This is a genomic window from Actinoplanes derwentensis (assembly GCF_900104725.1).
Taxonomy (GTDB): Bacteria; Actinomycetota; Actinomycetes; order Mycobacteriales; family Micromonosporaceae; genus Actinoplanes; species Actinoplanes derwentensis.
The window spans coordinates 1-19,468 of sequence record NZ_LT629758.1 but is presented as its reverse complement, the minus strand read 5'-3'; the positions used below and the strand labels follow the sequence as shown (position 1 = coordinate 19,468).

17 protein-coding genes and 1 pseudogene are annotated in these 19,468 nt (G+C 70.8%); 8 read left to right on the top strand and 10 right to left on the bottom strand.

Annotated features, from left to right (window positions below; all coding sequences use genetic code 11):
• Positions 1–44: 44 nt before the first annotated feature.
• From BLU81_RS00085 to BLU81_RS00070, 4 genes are read left to right on the top strand one after another with little or no spacing between them, the layout of a single operon-like run.
• Positions 45–1,625, top strand: a complete 1,581-nt coding sequence (locus BLU81_RS00085; RefSeq protein ID WP_092540421.1) for an AAA domain-containing protein — start codon at positions 45–47, stop codon at positions 1,623–1,625.
• Positions 1,622–2,392 (top strand): hypothetical protein, encoded by a 771-nt coding sequence (locus tag BLU81_RS00080; RefSeq protein WP_092540419.1) that lies wholly within the window; start codon positions 1,622–1,624, stop codon positions 2,390–2,392. The genes BLU81_RS00085 and BLU81_RS00080 overlap by 4 nt, the downstream gene beginning before the upstream one ends.
• A 38-nt stretch (positions 2,393–2,430) precedes the next feature.
• Entirely contained in the window at positions 2,431–2,979 is a 549-nt protein-coding gene (locus BLU81_RS00075) for a TetR/AcrR family transcriptional regulator (protein ID WP_092556360.1), read from the top strand.
• A gap of 35 nt (positions 2,980–3,014) precedes the next feature.
• Positions 3,015–5,204 (top strand): MMPL family transporter, encoded by a 2,190-nt coding sequence (locus BLU81_RS00070; RefSeq protein ID WP_092540417.1) that lies wholly within the window; start codon positions 3,015–3,017, stop codon positions 5,202–5,204.
• Positions 5,205–5,496: 292 nt separating this feature from the next.
• On the opposite strand, the gene araA is transcribed toward BLU81_RS00070, so the two are convergent.
• From araA to BLU81_RS00045, 5 genes are all read right to left on the bottom strand, one after another.
• Positions 5,497–6,981 (bottom strand): L-arabinose isomerase, encoded by a 1,485-nt coding sequence (gene araA / locus BLU81_RS00065; protein ID WP_092540415.1) that lies wholly within the window; start codon positions 6,979–6,981, stop codon positions 5,497–5,499.
• Positions 6,982–7,018: 37 nt separating this feature from the next.
• Complete coding sequence (gene yjfF, locus BLU81_RS00060) at positions 7,019–8,035, bottom strand: galactofuranose ABC transporter, permease protein YjfF (RefSeq protein WP_092540413.1); 1,017 nt, start codon at positions 8,033–8,035, stop codon at positions 7,019–7,021.
• Positions 8,032–9,066, bottom strand: a complete 1,035-nt coding sequence (locus BLU81_RS00055) for an ABC transporter permease (protein WP_092540411.1) — start codon at positions 9,064–9,066, stop codon at positions 8,032–8,034. The genes yjfF and BLU81_RS00055 overlap by 4 nt, the downstream gene beginning before the upstream one ends.
• Positions 9,063–10,589: a sugar ABC transporter ATP-binding protein gene (locus BLU81_RS00050; protein WP_092540409.1), complete on the bottom strand. Its 1,527-nt coding sequence runs from the start codon at positions 10,587–10,589 to the stop codon at positions 9,063–9,065. Before BLU81_RS00050 ends, BLU81_RS00055 begins: the two co-directional genes overlap by 4 nt.
• Before the next feature lie 65 nt (positions 10,590–10,654).
• Positions 10,655–11,593, bottom strand: coding sequence for an ABC transporter substrate-binding protein (locus BLU81_RS00045; protein ID WP_231953884.1), 939 nt, complete (start codon positions 11,591–11,593; stop codon positions 10,655–10,657).
• A gap of 369 nt (positions 11,594–11,962) precedes the next feature.
• Between BLU81_RS00045 and BLU81_RS00040 the strand changes: the two genes are divergently transcribed.
• From BLU81_RS00040 to araD, 3 genes are all read left to right on the top strand, one after another.
• The gene (locus BLU81_RS00040; RefSeq protein ID WP_092540405.1) at positions 11,963–12,955 is read left to right on the top strand and encodes a LacI family DNA-binding transcriptional regulator; all 993 of its coding nucleotides are present in this window, start codon (positions 11,963–11,965) and stop codon (positions 12,953–12,955) included.
• Between the two features lie 149 nt (positions 12,956–13,104).
• The gene (locus tag BLU81_RS00035) at positions 13,105–13,557 is read left to right on the top strand and encodes a hypothetical protein (protein ID WP_092540403.1); all 453 of its coding nucleotides are present in this window, start codon (positions 13,105–13,107) and stop codon (positions 13,555–13,557) included.
• Positions 13,558–13,670: 113 nt separating this feature from the next.
• A complete protein-coding gene (araD, locus tag BLU81_RS00030; RefSeq protein WP_092540401.1) occupies positions 13,671–14,378 on the top strand; it encodes an L-ribulose-5-phosphate 4-epimerase AraD in 708 nt (235 codons plus the stop codon).
• Between the two features lie 135 nt (positions 14,379–14,513).
• On the opposite strand, the gene pstS is transcribed toward araD, so the two are convergent.
• The 4 genes and pseudogenes from pstS to BLU81_RS50110 form a co-directional block, all read right to left on the bottom strand.
• Positions 14,514–15,557, bottom strand: coding sequence for a phosphate ABC transporter substrate-binding protein PstS (gene pstS, locus BLU81_RS00025; RefSeq protein ID WP_092540399.1), 1,044 nt, complete (start codon positions 15,555–15,557; stop codon positions 14,514–14,516).
• A 135-nt stretch (positions 15,558–15,692) separates the two neighbouring features.
• Positions 15,693–16,958, bottom strand: a complete 1,266-nt coding sequence (locus BLU81_RS00020; RefSeq protein WP_231953880.1) for a hypothetical protein — start codon at positions 16,956–16,958, stop codon at positions 15,693–15,695.
• A gap of 126 nt (positions 16,959–17,084) precedes the next feature.
• Positions 17,085–17,351, bottom strand: coding sequence for a hypothetical protein (locus tag BLU81_RS50115; RefSeq protein WP_231954918.1), 267 nt, complete (start codon positions 17,349–17,351; stop codon positions 17,085–17,087).
• A 233-nt stretch (positions 17,352–17,584) separates the two neighbouring features.
• A pseudogene (locus tag BLU81_RS50110) lies at positions 17,585–17,680 on the bottom strand (hypothetical protein); the annotation flags it as partial.
• Between BLU81_RS50110 and BLU81_RS50105 the strand changes: the two are divergent.
• The gene (locus BLU81_RS50105) at positions 17,649–18,053 is read left to right on the top strand and encodes a hypothetical protein (RefSeq protein WP_231954917.1); all 405 of its coding nucleotides are present in this window, start codon (positions 17,649–17,651) and stop codon (positions 18,051–18,053) included. The pseudogene BLU81_RS50110 and the gene BLU81_RS50105 sit on opposite strands and share 32 nt — an antisense overlap.
• A gap of 4 nt (positions 18,054–18,057) precedes the next feature.
• On the opposite strand, the gene BLU81_RS00005 is transcribed toward BLU81_RS50105, so the two are convergent.
• A complete protein-coding gene (locus tag BLU81_RS00005) occupies positions 18,058–19,371 on the bottom strand; it encodes a hypothetical protein (protein ID WP_231954911.1) in 1,314 nt (437 codons plus the stop codon).
• Positions 19,372–19,468 lie beyond the last annotated feature (97 nt).

The following is a 19,468-nucleotide window of genomic DNA, read 5'->3' as shown; positions in this document are numbered from 1 at the left end:
TGCGTGGTTTGTTGGGCCGCACGCGGCACAACTATGGTGGTCGGATGGCGTCGACCCTTGTCGATCTAGAGCATTCGTCGAATCGGAACGAGGGGTTCTGCGCCGCCCTGGAGCTGGCCGTGGCCGCCGCGCGGGAGATCGGGGCCGCCCCCGGCGCGCGGGAGATCGGGGCCACCGCCGGCCGGGATGCCGGGCTCGACGAGCGGATCCAGCGGGACGCGATCCTGCGCCTGCGGGCCGGCCGGACTGTGAACCCGGGGCTGCTGTCGCTGCTGGCCGACGGGCTGTTCGCGGACCACGCCGGCGACGACGGCACCGACGAGGTGAGCCGAGCACTGGCCGTACCGGACCTGTTCTGCCTGGTGGCCCCGCCGGGCACAAGCCGGACCCTGACCGTCCTGGAGATCGTCCGCGCGGCCGCCGAGCGGGGCGAGCGGGTGCTGATCGCCGCGCCCGCGGCACCGGCGGTGGAGGCGATCATGTCGCGGCTGCCGCCGGGCGCCACGGTGATCCGCACCGATCAGGCGGGTTCCGGCCCGGGCAGCATCACCGCCGCGGCGGCCGGGGTGCAGCAGCGCATCCTGTCCCGTTCCCAGTCGGCGGCCCGCGCGCTGGAGCCGTGGCTGGGCGAACCGTCACCGGCGCTGGGCTGGCTGCGGCGGCTGACCACCGCGCTCGACGAGGCGGCCGAGGCACGGGAGCGGGCCGACCGGGCGACCGCGCACCAGGACACCACGGTGCGCGAGGCCCGCGAACGGCTGGGCGCGGCGACCCGGCGAGCCGAACAGGACACAGATGAGGCACGGGACACGGTCACCCGGACGGCCGCCGAGGTCCAGGCGCTGACCGCGGCGTTGCGGCGGGCCGAGAGTTCCCGGCTGCGCCGGTGGAGCGCGGGCGGCCTGCGGCGGCGGCTGAGCGACGCGGTCCGGGGCGCGGCAGCCGCCCGGTCGGTGTGGCATCAGACGACCGTGGCGTACGAGAACAATGCCCATGCCCTGGACCGTGCGGTGGAGCAGGACGGCATCGTTCGCGCGGCCGCCGACCGGGCCGCGTTCGCCGGCCTGGCCGCGTTGCGGGCCCTGGAGTCGGCGGAACGGTCCGCGCATCACCTGACCCGGCTGCTGGACGGCGTGGCCGAGGCCCCGGCGTGGATCGCCGATCCGGCCGGGCTGGCCGTGTTCGCCGAGCACTGTCAGGGGCTGGAACCGGTGCTGCGGGGCCGGGCCGGCCTGCTGCGGGAGTGGCGCCAGCGGGCCGCCCGGCCGACCCGGCAGCTGCACCCCGAGTTGCTGCGGTACGCCGACGTGGTGGCCGCGACCTGTCTGGACGCGGGCCGTCCGGAGCACGGTGACCTGGAGTTCGACCTGCTGGTGCTGGAGGACGCGTCGCGGGTCGGGGTGCCGGCGGCGCTGGTTCCGCTGGTGCGGGCGCGGCGGGCGGTGCTGGTCGGGGAGATGCGGCGCCCGCCGTTACGCGACACCGAGGTGGTACGGGCGTGGCTGGCGGCCCGCTGCCCGGCCGGTACCGACGCGGACGAGATGGCGGCGTTGCTGACCGGGAGCGTGTTCGATCGGGTGGTGTCGCGGGCCCCGGAGCGCAACCGGGCGGTGACGGGCTGGTGACCGGGGCGGCGCATCTTCCGGTGCGGGAGGTGATCCGGCGGGTGGGGGCGCTGCCCGGAGTCCGGCCGGTGCGGTTCGTGCCGCTGCTGCTGCCGATGTGGGCGGTCGAGGTGGCGGCCACGGTGCGGGAGCCGCACGCGTACGACGTCTTCGATCGTTATCTGACCCGGGCCCTGGCCGAGGCGGGACTGTCCGGGATCGAGGAGCTGGCCGGGTTCTTCGGGGTGGAGCCGGTGCTGGTGGAGCGGACCGCGCGGTTCCTGGAGGGGATCGGGCACCTGCACCGGCCGGACGGGCGGCTGGAGCTGACCGGGCTGGGGCAGCGGTCGGTCGCGGACGGGCGCCGCTATCTGCTGTCGCCGGGCCGGCCGATGACGCTGCGGTTCGACGGGAGCCGGGCCGAGCCGGTGCCGTTCGTGCACGCCACGCACGCGGTGTGGCTGGAGCGGCCGGTGCTGACGCTGCCGGACGGCACGGTGTTCGCGCCGGTCGGCGAGCCGTCGGCACTGCCCGGGGACGCGGTGGCCCGGTTGCTGGCGCGCGCTGATCTGGCGGACTTCACCGGGCCGTCGGTGCCGGTGAGGGTGGAGTCGCCGCGGACCCGGCAGGTGTGGCTGCCGGTCTATCTGGTCGAGTGCGAGGACGACCCGCTGGTCTTCGGGTGGGCCGCGGACGGGCCCGATCCGTACCTTTTGCGGGTTTATCTCGATCACTCGGGGGAATCGGATCTTAACGTTTCGCGGTGTGGGGACCGCCACGGTCCCTGACCGACCAGGTTGGTCCATTCCGGTCTACGGTGGTCCTCATGCCCCGTCCCACCAAACAGCAGATCGACGACGAGATCCTGGAAGCCGCCGCCCTGCTCTTCGCCCGGCACGGCTTCAAGGAGACCTCGGTCCAGCGGATCGCCGACTCGGTCGGCTATTCCAAGACCGGCCTGCTGCACCGCTTCCCCACGAAGGAGGCGCTGCAGGCCGCCGTCATCAGCCGGTGCGTGCAGCAGATCCGCGACGCCGGCTCCGGCGTCGCGGATCTGCCGGCCGGACCGGAGCGGGACCGGATCGCGATCGCCCACATCGCCGAACTGGCCGTGGGCAGTCCCGGCATCGTCTCTCTGCTGTTGTCGTCGCTGCTCAGTGAGCCGGAGAGCGACATGGGCTGCGCCCTCGAGTCGATCGGCGAGAGCATCGCCGCGGCCTTCGGGGACGACATGCACGCCGACCTCGACCGGGCACTGCGGGTCACCGCGGCGCTCGGCGCGGTCGCCGTGGCCAGCGTGGCCCTCCGGGACCACGTCACACCCGGCACGACCGCCGCTCTCGCCGAGATCGGCTACGACGCGCTCGGGCACTGAAGACCACCCTCTTCAAAGAACCAAGGGAACCCCTGATGGCAACACTGCTGCACCGCCTCGGACTGGCTTCGGTCCGACATCGTCTGCTCGTCACGATCGCCTGGCTGGTGGCCCTGGTCGCCGTCGGTGTCGGTGCCGGCACCCTCGCCGGGACCACCGCCAACACGTTCAGCATCCCCGGCCAGGAGTCGACCACCGCGCTCTCCCTGATGGAGGAGAGATTCGGCGAGGCTACGGCCGGCGCCACCGTCCAGGTGGTGTTCCAGGCCCCCGACGGCCAGAAGATCACCGACCCGGCGAACGCGGCTGAGGTCGCCGAGACCGTCGCCGCCCTGGGCAAGCTGCCCGGCGTGGTCAACGCGTCGAACCCGCTGGACCCGCAGGCGCCCACGGTGTCGCAGGACCAGGTGGCGGCGTACAGCTCGGTCACCTACCCGGTGCAGCCCTCCGAGGTCACCGACGCCGAACGCGAGGCGATCACCGCCGCCGTCGACCAGGCCCGCGCCGGTGGGCTGACCGTCGAGGCCCGTGGTGAGGCCCTGAGCAACCCGGCCGACATCGGTGGCATCTCCGAACTCCTCGGTGTGGTGGTCGCGCTGATCGTGCTCGCCCTCACCTACGGCTCGCTGGTCGCGGCCGGGATGAACCTGCTGACCGCGATCGCCGGTGTCGGCATCGGCGCGGCTGGCATCGTCACCTTGACCGGGTTCATGGACCTGCAGTCGACCACCCCGATCCTGGCGGTGATGCTGGGCCTGGCGGTCGGCATCGACTACGCGCTGTTCATCGTCACCCGGTTCCGGCACGAACTGCGCCGCGGCCTGACGGTGGAGGCGTCCGCCGCCATGGCCGTCGGCACCGCCGGTGCGGCAGTGGTCACCGCCGGCCTGACCGTGGTGATCGCCCTGGCCGGGCTCTCGATCGTCGGCATCCCGTTCCTCAGCGAGATGGGCGTGGCCGCCGCGGGCACCATCGTGATCGCCGTCCTGGTCGCGATCACCCTGGTCCCCGCGATCCTCGGCTGGATCGGCAAGCGGGCCCTGCCGCGCAAGCTGCGCGACGTGCCGCTGACCGAGGCCACCCCCGAGGGGCGCGGGTTCGTCAAGGGCTGGGCGAGGCTCGTCACCGAGCAGCGCTGGCTCAGCCTGATCGTCGCGGTCGCCCTGCTCGGCGTCATCGCGATCCCGTTCTTCTCGATGAAGACCACGCTCGCCCAGCGGGCCGCCGAGGGCAGCACCCAGGCGTACGCCCAGGAGATCATGGACGCCCGGTTCGGTCCCGGTGTCAGCAGCCCGCTGCTGATCCTCGTCGACGGCCCGAACTCGGCCGCCCACGCGACCGAGGTGCAGAAACAGGTCGCCGCACTGCCCGACGTGGCGCTGGCCCTGCCCGCCACCCCGAACCAGGCCGGTTCCGCCGCCCTCATCACGATCATCCCGTCGTCCGGTCCCGAGGACCAGAAGACCGTCGACCTGGTGCACGCCATCCGGGACCAGGTCGACGACGCCGACGGCGCCCAGGTGTACGTCACCGGCAGCACCGCGATCAGCATCGACGTGTCGCAGAAACTCAACGACGCCCTGCCGGTCTACCTGGCGCTCGTCGTCGGACTGGCGTTCGTGCTGCTGGTGCTGGTGTTCCGGTCCCTGATGGTGCCGGTCGTCGGGGTGCTCGGCTTCCTGCTGACCATCGGCGCCGCGTTCGGTGCCACCGTCGCGGTCTTCCAGTGGGGCTGGGCCGCCGACGCGGTCAACGCCGGTTCCACCGGCCCGATCCTGAGCCTCGCGCCGATCATCATCGTCGGCATCCTGTTCGGCCTGGCCATGGACTATCAGGTCTTCCTGGTGTCCCGGATGCACGAGGCACACGCCCACGGCGCGGCGCCGAAGGACGCGATCGTCACCGGTTTCCGGCAGGCGGCCCCGGTCGTCCTCGCCGCGGCGACCATCATGTTCGCGGTGTTCGCGGCGTTCGTCCCCGAAGGCAACGACACCATCAAACCGATCGCGTTCGCCCTCGCGGTCGGCATCGCCTTCGACGCCTTCATCGTCCGCATGATCGCCGTCCCGGCGGCTCTGGCCCTGCTCGGCCGCGCCGCCTGGTGGCTGCCGTCCTGGCTGCGCTGGCTCCCGGAGCTGGACGTGGAGGGCGCCGCCCTGGAACGCAAGCCCCCGGTGATCGAGCCCGCCACCGGCAAGGAGGAGCCGGTCCCGGCCTCCGCCTGACCCACCCTTCGAGCGTGGTGAGGTGGGGTTCGAATCGAACCCCACCTCACCACGCACAGGCGGTCGACGAACTGCGTGGCTAGTTGCGGTTCGATCCGAACCCCAGGTCACCACGCTTGGGGGCGGGACGCCTGCCGTGCGGGTCGCATTCGGCCCGGCGGTCGCGGGTCGGCCGTAAGGCGATGCCTGCCTGGCGGGGGCGGGCAGAGCTCTGCACGACCGTACCGAAGAAGGGTTTTCGATCCTTGGAACTGGCCCCGCCCGGCGTGAACCGGGCGGGGCCGCCGCACCTCTAGCGGCCGAAGCCCCGGGACAGGCGGTGGTAGGCCTGGTTCCAGCGGACCTCCTTGGCGAACGAGCGCGTCGTCGTCGCGTCGTCGATGACCAGGAGTTCGGTGCCGACCATCTCGGCCAGGTCGGCGAGTTCCTCGGTGCCGACGGCTGAGGACATGACGGTGTGGTGCGGGCCGCCGGCGGTGAGCCAGCACTCGGCGGACGTGCTGAGGGACGGGGCCGGTTTCCAGACCGCGCGGGCGACCGGGAGTCTCGGCAGCGGGGCGGTCGGCGGGACGACCTCGATCTCGTTGGCCACCAGGCGGAAGCGCTCACCCAGGTCGGCCAGGCCCAGGACCACGGCGGGGCCGGGCGCGGCGTCGAAGACCAGGCGGACCGGGTCCTCACGGCCGCCGATGCCGAGGGGGTGGATCTCCAGTTTCGGCTTGCCGGCGGCGATCGACGGGCACACTTCGAGCATGTGGGCGCCGAGGATCACCTCGTTACCCGGTGTCAGGTCGTAGGTGTAGTCCTCCATGAAGCTGGTGCCGCCGCCGGGGGCCATCGCCTTCAGCGTGTGGACCAGCACCGACGTCTTCCAGTCGCCCTCGCCGCCGAAGCCGTAGCCGTCGGCCATCAGGCGCTGGACCGCGAGGCCGGGGAGCTGACGCAGACCGCCGAGGTCCTCGAAGTTCGAGGTGAACGCCTTGAAACCACCCTCGGTGAGGAACTGCCGCAGACCCAGTTCGACGCGGGCGCCGTAGCGCAGCGAGTCGAGCCGGTCCCCCAGCAGCTCCGGGACGACGTCGTAGGTGTCCCGGTACTCCTCGACCAGCTTGTCGATCTCCGCATCGCCGATCTGGTCCACCACTGCGACGAGATCATTGACGCCGTACGTGTTGACCGAGACCCCGAACCGCAACTGGGCCTCGACTTTGTCACCCTCGGTGACCGCCACGTCCCGCATGTTGTCGCCGAAGCGCGCCAGTTTGAGACTGCGCATCGCCGAGTAGCCACGGGCCGCCTTGACCCAGGTGGCGATCCGCGCGACCACGGCCGGGTTGCTGACGTGCCCGGCCACCGTCTTGCGCGGCACCCCGAGCCGGGTCTCGATGAACCCGAACTCCCGGTCGCCGTGGGCGGCCTGGTTGAGGTTCATGAAGTCCATGTCGATCTCGGCCCACGGCAGCTCGACGTTGTGCTGGGTGTGCAGGTGCAGCAGCGGGGCACGCAGCGCGTCCAGTCCGGCGATCCACATCTTCGCCGGGGAGAACGTGTGCATCCAGGTGATCACGCCGAGCACGCCGGGTGTCGACGAGGCCCGCCGGCAGATGTCCAGGATCTGCTCCGCGCTGGTCAGCACCGGCTGCCAGACCACGTCCGCGTCGAGCCGCGCGTCGAGCTGGGCGGCGATCTCGCGGGACTGGGAGGCGACCTGCTCCAGAGTCTCCGGCCCGTAGAGCCCCTGACTGCCGGTGAGGAACCAGATTTCCCCGTTACTCATGTATCGCCTTTCTCGCACTTTTTACGTTTCATCCGGGTCATTTCGCTTTTCTCGTGACCAGTCGCTGCATCACGATGAAGCCGAAGAGCAGAACGCCGATGATGATCCGCGACCAGGCCGAGTTCAGATCGCCCTGGAAGTTGAGGATCGTCCGGATCAGGCCGGCCACCAGGACACCGAGCACCGTTCCCCACACGTAACCGGAACCACCGGTGAGCAGCACACCGCCGATGACACAGGCGGCGATCGCGTCCAGTTCCATGCCGTTGCCCTGCAGCGCCCAGCCGGAGGTGGAGTTGATGCTGAACAGCACACCGCCGAGCGCCGCGCAGAAACCGCTGACCGTGTAGACAGCGATCTTCGTACGGCCCACCGGAAGGCCCATCAGCAGCGCCGAGTCGGCGTTGCCACCGATCGCGTAGACGTTGCGGCCGAACCGGGTCCACGCCAGCACCACGGCGGCGATCAGCACGGTGACCAGCGCGACGATGGCGATCGGCTTGGTGACCACCCCGTCGGCGAGCACGATCCGGTAGTCCGAGATGGACCGCCAGAGGTCGTCGCGGATCGGGATCGACTTCTGGTTGATGAACAGCGCCAGGCCGCGGGCCAGGAAGAGACCCGCCAGAGTCGCGATGAACGGCTCCACCTTGAAGAAGTGGATCACCGCGCCCTGACCGGCTCCGATCAGCGCGCCCAGCAGCAGCACCGCCGGGAGCACGACAAGCGGCGGCCAGCCGCCCTGGAGCAGGGTGGCGGTCAGGGTGGTGGTCAGCGAGATGACCGCGCCGACCGACAGGTCGATACCACCTGTGATGATCACGAAGGTCATGCCGACCGCGACCACCAGCAGCACCGCGTTGTCACGGAACAGGTTGACGATGACGCTCGGGTCACCGAAGTTCTCGTAATTGGCGACGCTGGTGCTGTACATGACCACGAGCAGGAACAGCGTGGCGAGGATCGGGATGTACTTGGTGTTCGGCTTGTAGACGCGGCGCCGCTTGTTGATCTCCGGCCCTTTGGTGGCCGGCGTCATGTCGACAGTGGTCATGGTGTTACAACCTTCTCCACGGCGGGCTTCTCCACGGCGGGACGCGACTGGAAACGCCCGAAGACCTTCGCCCGGAAGTCCGGGGACTGGGACAGGCAGAGCGCCACCACCACGACCGCCTTGAACAGCAGGTTCGCCTCGGGCGGGATGCCGATGGCGACCACCGTGACGGAGAGCGTCTGGATGAGGACCGCGCCGAGGACCGTGCCGGCGATCGAGAACCGGCCGCCGATCAGCGCGGTGCCACCGATGACCACGGCCAGGATGGCGTCCAGCTCGATCAGGTTGCCGGCCGAGATGCTGTCGGCGCTCTTGATGTTGGCGCTGTAGATCAGGCCCGCGAGACCGGCGAACCCGCCCGCCACCACGTACACCATGATCGTGATCCGCCGTGCGCTGATGCCGGCCAGCCGGCTGGCCGTCGGGCTGCCACCGACCGACTCCAGGAGCAGGCCCAGTGCGGTGCGCCGGGTCAGCAGGAGGGTCAGCGCCACGGCCGCCGCCGCGATCAGGAAGGCGACCGGCACGGCCAGGAAGAACCCGGTCGCGAGGGTGGCGTACGGGCTGGACTGCACGTTGATGATCTGACCGTCGGTGATCAACTGGGCGACACCACGGCCGGCCACCATCAGGATCAGCGTCGCGATGATCGGCTGGATGCCGACGAACGCCACCAGCGCGCCGTTCCAGAGACCGAGCACCAGCGAGGCGGCGATCGCGACGCCGATGATCAGCAGCACCGATCCGACGGCGTTCTGATCGCCGAGGTCACTGATCAGCAGGCAGGCGACGGCGCCGGAGATGGCCATCACCGAGCCCACCGACAGGTCGATGCCGCCGGTGGCGATCACCAGCGTCATGCCCAGGGCCACCAGGATGAGCGGCGCGCTGCCACGCAGGATGTCGATCAGGGTGCCGAAGAGGTGGCCGTTCTGGATCGTGACGAACTGGTTGGAGGTGAACATGTTGATGACCAGCATCACCGCCAGGATCAGCGACGGCCAGAACAGCCGGTTCTTGATGATGCTCATGAGGTTGCTCCGCTGGCGATGGTCTGCATGATGCGGTCGGCGTCGACGTCCGCGGTGTTCTCCAGCTCCTCGACCAGGCGCCGGTCCCGCAGCACGGCGATCTTGTGGCTGAGCCGGAGGACCTCCTCCAGCTCGGCGCTGACGAACAGCACCGCCATCCCGCCGTCGGACAGTTCGGCCACCAGCTTCTGGATCTCGGCCTTGGCGCCGACGTCGATGCCCCGGGTCGGCTCGTCGATGATCAGGAGCCGCGGCTCGGTGATCAGCCACCGGGCGAGCAGCACCTTCTGCTGGTTGCCGCCGCTGAGGTTGCGGACCGGGCGCTCCGGGTCGGCCGGCCGGATCTGGAGAGCCTTGATGTACTTCTCGACGATCTCGTCCTGCTTCTTGCGCGGGATCGGGCGCGTCCAGCCACGGGTGGCCTGCAACGCGAGGATGATGTTCTCCCGGACGCTGAGATCGCCGATGATGCCCTCGGTGCGCCGGTTCTCCGAGGAGAAGGCGATCCCGTGTTTCATCGCGACCTGCGGGTCGCGCAGCGTGACCCGTTTGCCGTCCACCGACAGCTCGCCCTTGTCGGCCTTGTCCGCGCCGAACAGCAGCCGGGCCAGCTCGGTGCGGCCGGAGCCGAGCAGACCGGCCAGCCCCACCACCTCACCCTCGTGGATGGTCAGGTCGTACGGGGAGATCGCGCCGGTGCGGCCGAGCCCTTTGGCCTCCAGCAGCGGTTTCGCCTCGGCGGCCCGCTCCCGGTTGCGCTGCGCCTTGTCCTCGAGGTCCTCCAGGGCGGCGAGCTCCTTGCCGATCATCTTCTCGACCAGCTGCACCTGGGACAGCTCCTCGACCCGGTGCTCACTGATCAGCTGGCCGTTGCGCAGGATGGTGAGCCGGTCGGAGATCTCGAAGATCTGGTCCAGGAAGTGCGAGACGAAGAGGATCGCCACGCCGGACTCCTTGATCAGGCGCATCACCCGGAAGAGCTGCTCCACCTCGGCGGTGTCCAGGCTGGAGGTGGGCTCGTCGAGGATGAGCACCCGGGCGTCGATGTCGATCGCGCGCGCGATGGCGACCATCTGCTGGATCGCCAGCGAATAGGTGTCCAGCGGCGCGGACACGTCGAGATCGAGGTCGAGCCGGGCGAGCAGCTCCGTGGCACGGCGCCGCATCTTGCCCCATTGGATCTTGCCCCATTTACGCGGCTCACGCCCGATGAAGATGTTCTCCGCGACGGAGAGGTTGGTGCAGAGGTTGACCTCCTGGTACACCGTGCTGACGCCGGCCTGCTGCGCCTGCAACGGCCCGGCGATCCGCACCGGCACGCCGCCCAGCTTGATCTCGCCACCGTCGATCTCGTAGACGCCCGTCAGCGTCTTGATCAGAGTGGACTTGCCGGCGCCGTTCTCGCCCATGAGCGCGTGGACCTCGCCCGGGAACAGACGGAAATCGACGCCGTCGAGGGCGACGACGCCGGGGAAGACTTTTCTGATCCCGGTCATCTCGAGGACCGGGGACTGCTCGCCCATTCTTGCTCCGTTTCGAGCGCCGTAGGTCGCCCCGGACGAGCCGGGGCGACCTACGGGCGAATCAATCAGTACTTGCGGTTGGGGAGCTCGGCCTTGGCCTGCTCCGGGGTGAAGGTGCCCTCCTTGGTGAGGATCCGCTTCTCCACCGCTTCGCCGGCCTTGACCTTCTTGGCGGTCTCCATCAGCTGGTCACCGAGGAGCGGGCTGCACTCGACGATGAAGTTGATCTTGCCCGCGGCCAGCGCCGTCATACCGTCCTTGACCGCGTCGACGGTGATGATCTTGATGTCCTTGCCGGGCACCTTGCCGGCGGCCTCGATGGCCTCGATCGCGCCCAGGCCCATGTCGTCGTTGTGGGCGTAGAGCACGTCGATCTTCGGGACCGACTGCAGGAAGGTCTCCATGACCGTCTTGCCGTCGGCGCGCTTGAAGTCACCGGTCTGCGACTTGGCGATCTTCAGGTTCGGGTTCGCCTTGATCGCGTCGGCGAAGCCGGTCTGCCGGTCGATGGCCGGAGCCGAGCCCGTGGTGCCCTGCAGCTCGACGATGTTGACGTCGCCGGTCTTACCTTCGTACTCCTTGGCCAGCCACTCGCCGGCCTTCTGGCCCTCCACCTTGAAGTCCGAGCCGATGAAGGACTCGTACAGCGAGGTGTCGGTCGAGTCGACGGCACGGTCGGTCAGGATGACCGGGATGTCGGCGTCCTTGGCCTCCTTGAGCACCGCGTCCCAGCCGGAGGTGACCACCGGCGAGAAGGCGATGACGTCGACCTTCTGCGTGATGAAGCCACGGATGTCGCTGATCTGGTTCTCCTGCTTGCCCTGCGCGTCGGAGAACTTCAGCTCGATCCCGGCGGCCGCGGCGGACGCCTTGATCGACTCGGTGTTGGCGGTACGCCAGCCACTCTCGGCACCCACCTGGGAGAAACCGAGCGTGAGCTTGCCGTCGTCGCCGCCGCCCTCGGAGCCGCTGTCACTGCCACCGCAACCGGCAAGCGTGGACACGGCCAGGAGGCCACCAAAAACCGCCACAGACAAAGTCCTGCGCACTACAACCCCTCCAGAACTGTTACCGTTAACAAACAATCAGCGGCCTGGGCGACCAGCCCAAACACGCGAGAATCGCCGTCCTGCTGCGACCGCCGTCACAGCTTGCGTTTCGTGAGTGTTACCGCTCTCAACCACGTCGTCAAGAGATATGGATCAACGTTTCAGATCTGTTGCAAGAACGCCTATCTCACCCGTGGTGATCGAGCGGAAGCTGCTAGGAATCGTCCAATGGCGACACCTGACCATGTGCCGGGGCCCGAGCCGGCACCCGAATCACCCGCGTTCGCACTTCGGCCGAGACCCGGCAAGGAGCGCGGCAGCGTCATGCGTGACGTGGCCAAACTGGCCGGCGTCTCGCACCAGACCGTGTCGCGAGTGATCAACGAGCATCCGCACGTCCGCGCCGAGACCCGGGAACGAGTGCTCGCCGCGATGCGCTCGCTCAACTACCGGCGCAACCTGGCCGCGCGCACCCTCGCCACCCGCAAATCGCACACCCTCGGGATCGTCGGGTTCGAGACCACCCTCTTCGGGCCCGAGTCGATGCTCTACGGCATCGAGAGCGCCGCCCGCGCCGCCGGCTACCTGGTCAGCGTCGCCACCGTCCGGGACCTGTCACACCGGCCCGTCCTGGAAGCCGTCGACCGGCTCGTCCAGCACGGCGTCGACGGCATCATCGCCATCGCACCCAAACACGCGGTCACCACGGCGCTCACCCACGCGCCCGCCGGCATGCCCTGCGTCGCCGTCGGCGGAGACGGACAAGCCGGCTTCCCGACGGTACGGGTGGACAACGCCGCCGGAGCCCGCCTGGCCACCCGGCACCTGCTCGACCTCGGCCACGCCACCGTGCACCACGTCGCCGGACCCCTCGACTGGCCCGAGGCACAGTCCAGGGTCGACGGCTGGCGCGAGACCCTCTACGCGGCCGGCGCCGTCGTCCCGGCCGTCACCACCGGATGGTGGGACGCCGAAGCGGGGTACGACCAGGGCCGCCGTCTCGCCGCCGACCCGGCCGTGACCGCCGTCTTCTGCGCCAACGACCGGATCGCGCTGGGGGTCCTCCTCGCCATGCACGAATCCGGCCGCCGGGTGCCCGGCGACGTCAGCGTCACCGGCTTCGACGACATGCCCGACTCCGGCTACTTCCTGCCCCCGCTCACCACCGTCCACCAGGACTTCGCCGAACTGGGGCGGCGCGCCCTGTCCCTGCTGCTGCGCCACATGGCCGCCCCCGACGGCGACGACCCGCCGGAGGACGTGGTGGTCGCACCCCGCGTCGTGGCCCGGGCCAGCGCCGGCCCACCACACACCTGACCAGCGGTCTCCCCCGACATCCGACCTGGTCTTCACCCAGACGCCCGCCCCGGACCGGTGCCAGCACCCCGGTCCGGGGCGGTGCCAATCTCGGCTCGCTCCGGTGACCGAGGGTTGCGCCCCGGCGGCACGCCGCTACAGTGCGAGGGGTGCTCACCGATGAGACGCCGTTTCCGGAGACGCCCACCAGCACGGGTGTGAGCGCCTGGTTCCGGCGCCGGGCCCCACGGCTCGCCGGCACCCTGCACATCCGCGACGCCGCCGGTCACGAGATCATCGTGCCGCTGCGCGGACGGGACACCCTGCTGACCGCGGCCGGCAGCGGACTGCCCGGTTACGGGGAGGCCTGGGCGGTGCACCTCGGCACCTCCCGAACCGGTCTGCTGATCGTTTACGGCCCGACCGGCGCGGTGGCCGACCGGCGCTCCGGCATCTGCCCCGCCGGGCGGACCATCACCCTGGGCGGCGCCGACTTCACCTGGCTGCTGCCACCGCCGAACGTTCCCGGCCACCTGCGCGTCCCGGCGCAGCGCACCGCAAACACCCGCGCCGACTACGGCCGCTTCCGCAACATGGTCCGGAGCGTCACCCAGAGCCGGTAGCGTCGAGGCAGGAGACCTGTTGTCGCTAACACTCGGGTGTTTCGGCCCTGTATCGTGACGACCCGGCTCCGCTAGGGTGAGCGCTAACATCCGCCGGTCGAGGAGAAGACGACGTGACTTACGGTTCGCCGGCCCTGCGCCGGGCCGTGCTGCTGGCCAATCAGAGGATTCCGCTGGCCAAGCTCGCTCAGCTCACCTGGGGAAACGTCAGCGGCATCGACCGGGAGGCCGGGCTGTACGTGATCAAGCCCTCCGGTGTCGCCTACGACGACCTGACCGAGGACGACCTGGTGCCCGTCGACCTCGCCACCGGCAAGGTCCTCGACGGTGACCTGCGGCCGTCGGTCGACAGCGAGAGCCACCGCGCGTTCTACCTGGCGTGGCCGTCGATCGGCGGGGTCACCCACACCCACTCGACGAACGCGGTCGCCTTCGCCCAGGCCGACCTGGACATCCCGGTCCTCGGCACCACACACGCCGACACGTTCGACGGCCCGGTCCCGGTGACCCGCGGGCTCACGCCCGAGGAGTGCGCCACCGACTACGAGCTGAACACCGGCCGGGTCATCGTCGAACGCATCGGTGACGACGAGGCCGCCGCCGGGATGCCGGCCGCCCTGGTCGCCAACCACGGGCCGTTCACCTGGGGCGCCACCCCGATGAAGTCGGTCGAGAACGGCATCATCCTGGAGGCCGTCGCCGAGATGGCCATCAAGACGCTGGCCCTCAACCCGGCCGCCACCACCCCGCAGCACCTGCAGGAGCGCCACTTCAAGCGCAAACACGGGCCGGGTGCCTACTACGGCAACCCGCCGAAGTAGGCACCCCACGACCGGCGGATGCGGCCACCCCCTTGGACCGCATCCGCCGGTCGCCAGACCGACGTGCGGCGCTCACCGCACTGGCTCCGCCGTGCCTGCTCCCTCGCCGGCCGCACCGGTGACCCGGCGCTCGGTTCATCCCAGCTCAGCCACGCTCGCGACCACCTGTTCGCGGAGAGCCGGCGGTAACGGGGCGAACCCGGCGTTCGCGGCGGCCTCCTGGCCGGCCTCGCTCGCGGCGTAACCGAGGAAGCTGCGGGCCACCCCGGAGACGGAGCCCCGGCACACCACCTCGTAGGTGACCGAGACGATCGGGTAGGCGCCGCCGGTGACCGTGTGGTCGATCGCCAGGCGCAGGTCGCCGCCGGCACCGGAGACGGTGGCCGCGGCGATCGTCAGGCCGGCCGCGTGGTCGGTGGGATCGGCCCAGCGGCCGTCCGAGGTGCCCACCCGAACCCCGGGAAGATCATTGACCCGGGCGTACGAGGATTCCACGTACCCGATCGCGCCGTCGGTCCCGGCGATCGCGGCCACCACCCGGTGACTGCCACGACGGCCGTCGCCGCCACGAAGTGGCCACGCACTGCCGGTGCCGTGGGTCCAGACCGACGGGGCCGCCACCGCCAGATAGGCGAGGACGTTCGCGGTGGTGCCGGAGTCGTCGGACCGGTGCACCACCCGGATCGCCGTGGCGGGCAGGGCGACGCCCTGATTGTCGGCGGCGACGGCCGGATCGTTCCAGACGGTGATCCGGCCGCTGAGGATCCGGGCGATGGTGTCCGGCCGCAGCCGCAGACTGTCGACTCCGGCGACGTTGTAAGCGAGCGCGATCGGCCCGGCCACCAGCGGCAGATGGACCGCCGGGCCGGTGCCGCAGCGGGCGTCGGCTTTGGCCTGGTCGGCGGTGCTGAGCGGGGTGTCGGTTCCGGCGAAGTCCCCGGTTCCGGTGAGGAACGCCCGCACACCGGCTCCGGAACCGGTGCTCGCGTATTCGACGGTTGCCTCCGGGCAGGCGATCTGATAGGCCTTGATCCAGGCGTTGACGGCGTTCGTCTGCGCCGACGACCCCTGCCCGGTCACCGGCCCGGAGCCGCAGGAGATCCGCACCGGTTCCGGTTCGGGCGCCTGACAGCCCGCCGTCGCGAGCAGCGCCACGACGGCGAGGGCCCGCAGCTTCATCACGGTGTTTCCTTTCGGACGGCGGCCGGGCGCGGCCGGCGCGGAGACGGCACGGCAGCGGAGCGCGGCCGGCGCGGAGACGGCACGGCGGCAGGGCAAGCGGCAGGTACGGCGACGACGCGGCGCTGGGGCGAGTCATCGGTACTCGGCCAGGCGGCGGCGTACGGCCATGGGGATCAGCGCGACGACCACGGTGAGAATCGCGCCCGGCAGCACGGTGGAACCGGTCATGGTGGTCTCCGCGGCGCGGAGCGCCCGAGCGAAGTCCTGCTCGCGCTCGCCGGCGACCTCGGCCACCGACGCGTCGAACCAGGCGAAGTCGAAGGCCGCGTCACCGCGACGGATGCCGGTGAGCAGCCGGGTAGCCTCGTCGGCGCGGCCGGCGTCGGCGAGGTTGAGGATGCGCAGATGGACCCGCTGGTAACCGGCCCAGCGCACGGCCGCTTCCGCCCCGGCGAGACGGGACAGACCGCCCGTGGCCGAGGTGTCGCAGGGGGCCTCGCCGGTCAGGCAGGCGGCTTTCCCGGTGAAGTCGTCGCGGTAGTAGGAAAGGTTGCCGCTGACCAGATATCGCCCGGTGTCGGCGGCCGCGTCGTAACCGAGGGCCCGCAGTTCGGAGAGGGCGAGGTAGGGCCCGAGCCCGTCGTCGCGCCCGTCGGCGAGCTGCCGGGACTGCAGCTGCAGTACCAGGACCGCGGCGGCCAGCAACAGCACACTCAGGCCGGTGGCCACGACCAGAGCCGGGTTCCAGTTGCGCCGGAACCGGCGGGCCATCCAGATCTGCAGCTGGATCAGCAGCCCGACCAGCGCCCCGCCGAGAACGATCACGACGGCGGAACCCGCTGACTCATAGGCGGCTTTCGCCCGGTACGCCGCGTCGAGCCGTCCGGTGCTGGCCTCCCGCAACCGGGCCGCGTCCGGCAGGATCCGCAGGTGCAGCAGGTTGGTGGCCTGGGTCCAGTATCCCAGCGAGTCCGGCGCGGTCAGGGCCTGGCCGACACGCTGCCGGTAGACGGTGAGCCCGTCCATGACGCGGAGCACGACAGCCGGTTCCGCGTCCGTGGTCAGCAGCAGTCGCAGATCATGGTCGACCTGGTAGCCGCGGTCCCGGTAGATGCCGAGCGCGTCGACACGACTGCCGGCCAGTTCGTCGCTGTCGCCGGCCAGCAGGATCCGGGTGACCTGGGCATCCAGGTCACTTAGGGCGAAGTAGAGGTCGGCGGCGGTGGCGGCCTGCGGCGCGGCTTGGAGCCCGATGACCCGGACCTGTTCGCGCACCCCGGCCATCACCAGAGTGAGGGCGAGCAGCAGGGCGGCGGCCGCGCCCGCGGCGAGCACCGCCCACAACCGCAGACGGGCCGGCGTCTCACTCCGGAAAACAGCCTCGACATTGACGGGCACGCCGCCACGGTAAGCCATTACCGCAATTATCAGAAAGCGCGGCCAGCAGTTCTCCGGACGTTAATTCACCGTTCCCTAAACGGCCTTGAGCTGGAAAGACGCCCTCCGAATCGCTTTATCCAAAGATCAGCTGCGCACCCTTTTCCGGGAGCGCGACGGCGCCGCGTCGTGGCGGGGCAGAGCGAGCGGATCGGGCAGGTCGTGGGCGGCGCTGAGCCCGTTCGTCGCGGCGTTCCAGCATACCTTCGCCGACCAGGTCGGCGACCAGCCCGGTGAGCCGGTCGTCCAGTTCCCGGACCGGCGCGCCGCCCATCCGAACAGCTTCCCGGTCGCGGCGAGCAGACCCTCCACCTCGATCGCCCCGGCGTCCTGGACCAGATGCTCCAGCGCCACCCCGCAGCTCGGAGTCGGCGACCTGATCGGCTTTGCGGGCCACCCCCGCCGGCCCGGGTCCGCACCGCCGGCACGATCTGGCCGGGATCACCGAGGAACTCGTCCGCCCAGGTGACCCGGGCCTTCTCGGCCTGCGCCGCGATCTCGGCGTCGATCACGGTCCGGGCCGGCTTGGTGATCCGGGCGATCGACCAGGCCTCACGCATCCGCTGAAGGACGACGCTGACGTGCACCGGCCCCTCGACGGCGGCGATCCGCCGGATCGCGTCGGCGAGGTGGGGGCGGCTCTCCGGGTCGGTGAGGCCGGTTCCGGCAGGCAGCGGGGCCAATTGCGCCTTCTGGTACGGGTGGGCCCACTCGTCCGGCCCGTGGTGCACCTCCATCGCCGCCGCCTCGACCTTCCCGGCCGCTTTCGGTGCCGTCGTCTCCTTGTTCGTCTCCTTCAAGGCCGCCGCCTTCGCCGGAGCCGCATTCTCCTTCGGGGCCGCTGTCTTTCTCGGAGCTGTCGTCTTCTTCGGAGCCGTGCTCTCCTTCGGAGCCGTCGGCGCCTTCGCGGCCGTCGTCTCGCCGGCCGTCGTCTCGGCGACGGTGCTCTTCACCGGCCGGATGGTGCGCGTGGTCCGCGGCCGGGTGCTCTTGCGCGCGGGCCCCGGAGCCTCGACGGGTGCGACGAAGACCGGCTGGACGTCGGGCAGCCCGTAGACGGTTACCGGAGCGTGGAAGTCGGCCTCGGCCCGCACCGCGTCGGCGAGGGCGATCTCCTCGGCCTCAGCCGCGCTTCAGCTGCAGCCCGGGCTGCAGCTTCAGCCCGGGCGATCTCCACGCGGGAGGTCTCGGCGAGAGCCGCCTCCTCCAGGGCCGCCTCAGCGAGCGCGGCCTGCGCAGCCCGTGCCCCTTCGGCCCGGGCGGCTTCGGCCAGTTTCGCCTCGGCCTGAACGGCTTCGGCCCGTTCCGTGGCGGCCCGAACAGCTTCGGCCCGTTCCGTCGCGGCCCGGGCGGCTTCGGCTCGGGCGGTCTCGGCCCTGGCCAGGTCCGCCCGGCTCACCCGCTCGAAGACGGCCGCGGTGACCCGGGGCTCGTCGTCGATGTCGCCGTGGATGAGGTTGCCCGACTCGACGGCGGCACGCGCCACCTCGCCCCGGTTGACCTTCTCGAAGACGGCCGGCCGGACCCGGGTCTCCTCTTCGGCCCGGTTCACCTGCTCGAACACCGCCGCCCGAACCTCCGGCACGGCCCCGGCGGACTCGGCGGGCTCGGTGCGGGACACCCGCTCGAACACCGCGGGCCGTACCCCCGTCTCCTCGGTGAGCATCGGTTCCGCCTCGGCGGGCGGCCCGCTGAACACCTGTTCCGCCTCGGCGGGCGAGTCAGCCACGGCCGGCGGCCCGAACGCCACCGGCAGATCGAACTCGGCCGGCAGATCGAACGCCGCGGGGAAGGCCTGTTCCGCCGCAACCGGTTCGAGGTCGGGGTCGAGGTCCATGGCGCCCGCCCACACCGGTGGGGTCTCCTCCCACGACAGTTCCTCGTCGTGGGCGCCCGGGAAGGCGTGCGACCACTCCCGCGGGGCCATCTCCTGCCGCACGTCCGCGAACCCGGCCAGGTAAGCGTCGGCATCCTCGTCCACATCGGCGAGAGCGTCGGCCAAGGTGTCGGCCGGGTCGTGGGCCAGGCCGTCGACGTGTGCGTCGGCGAGGACCGTCACCGGGGCGTACCCCGCTTCGGTCTCGACGACCAGGACCGGCTCACGTTCCTCGTCCTCGACCTCGCCCTCGATCTCGGCCGGGTCCGGCACGGTGCTGCCGTCCAGTTCGGGCGCCTGCTCGTCGGCCGGGTACCCGGCCAGGGCCGCCTCGATCGCCGCACGCAGCCGCTGTTCCTCGTGTTCGCGGTCGAGGTACCAGGCGGTGCCCCAGATCCGGTGCAGCCGCCAGCCGAGGTCCTGTAGTACCCGTTCGCGCAGCCGGTCCCGGTCCCGGGCGGCGGGCGCCGAGTCGTACGTGGTGCCGTCGCATTCGATGCCGAGCGCGAACGGGGCGTTGCGCCGGGGGACGCCCGCACGGCCAGGTCGATCCGGAACGCGCCGGTGCCGACCCGGGATCGCACCCGATAGCCCC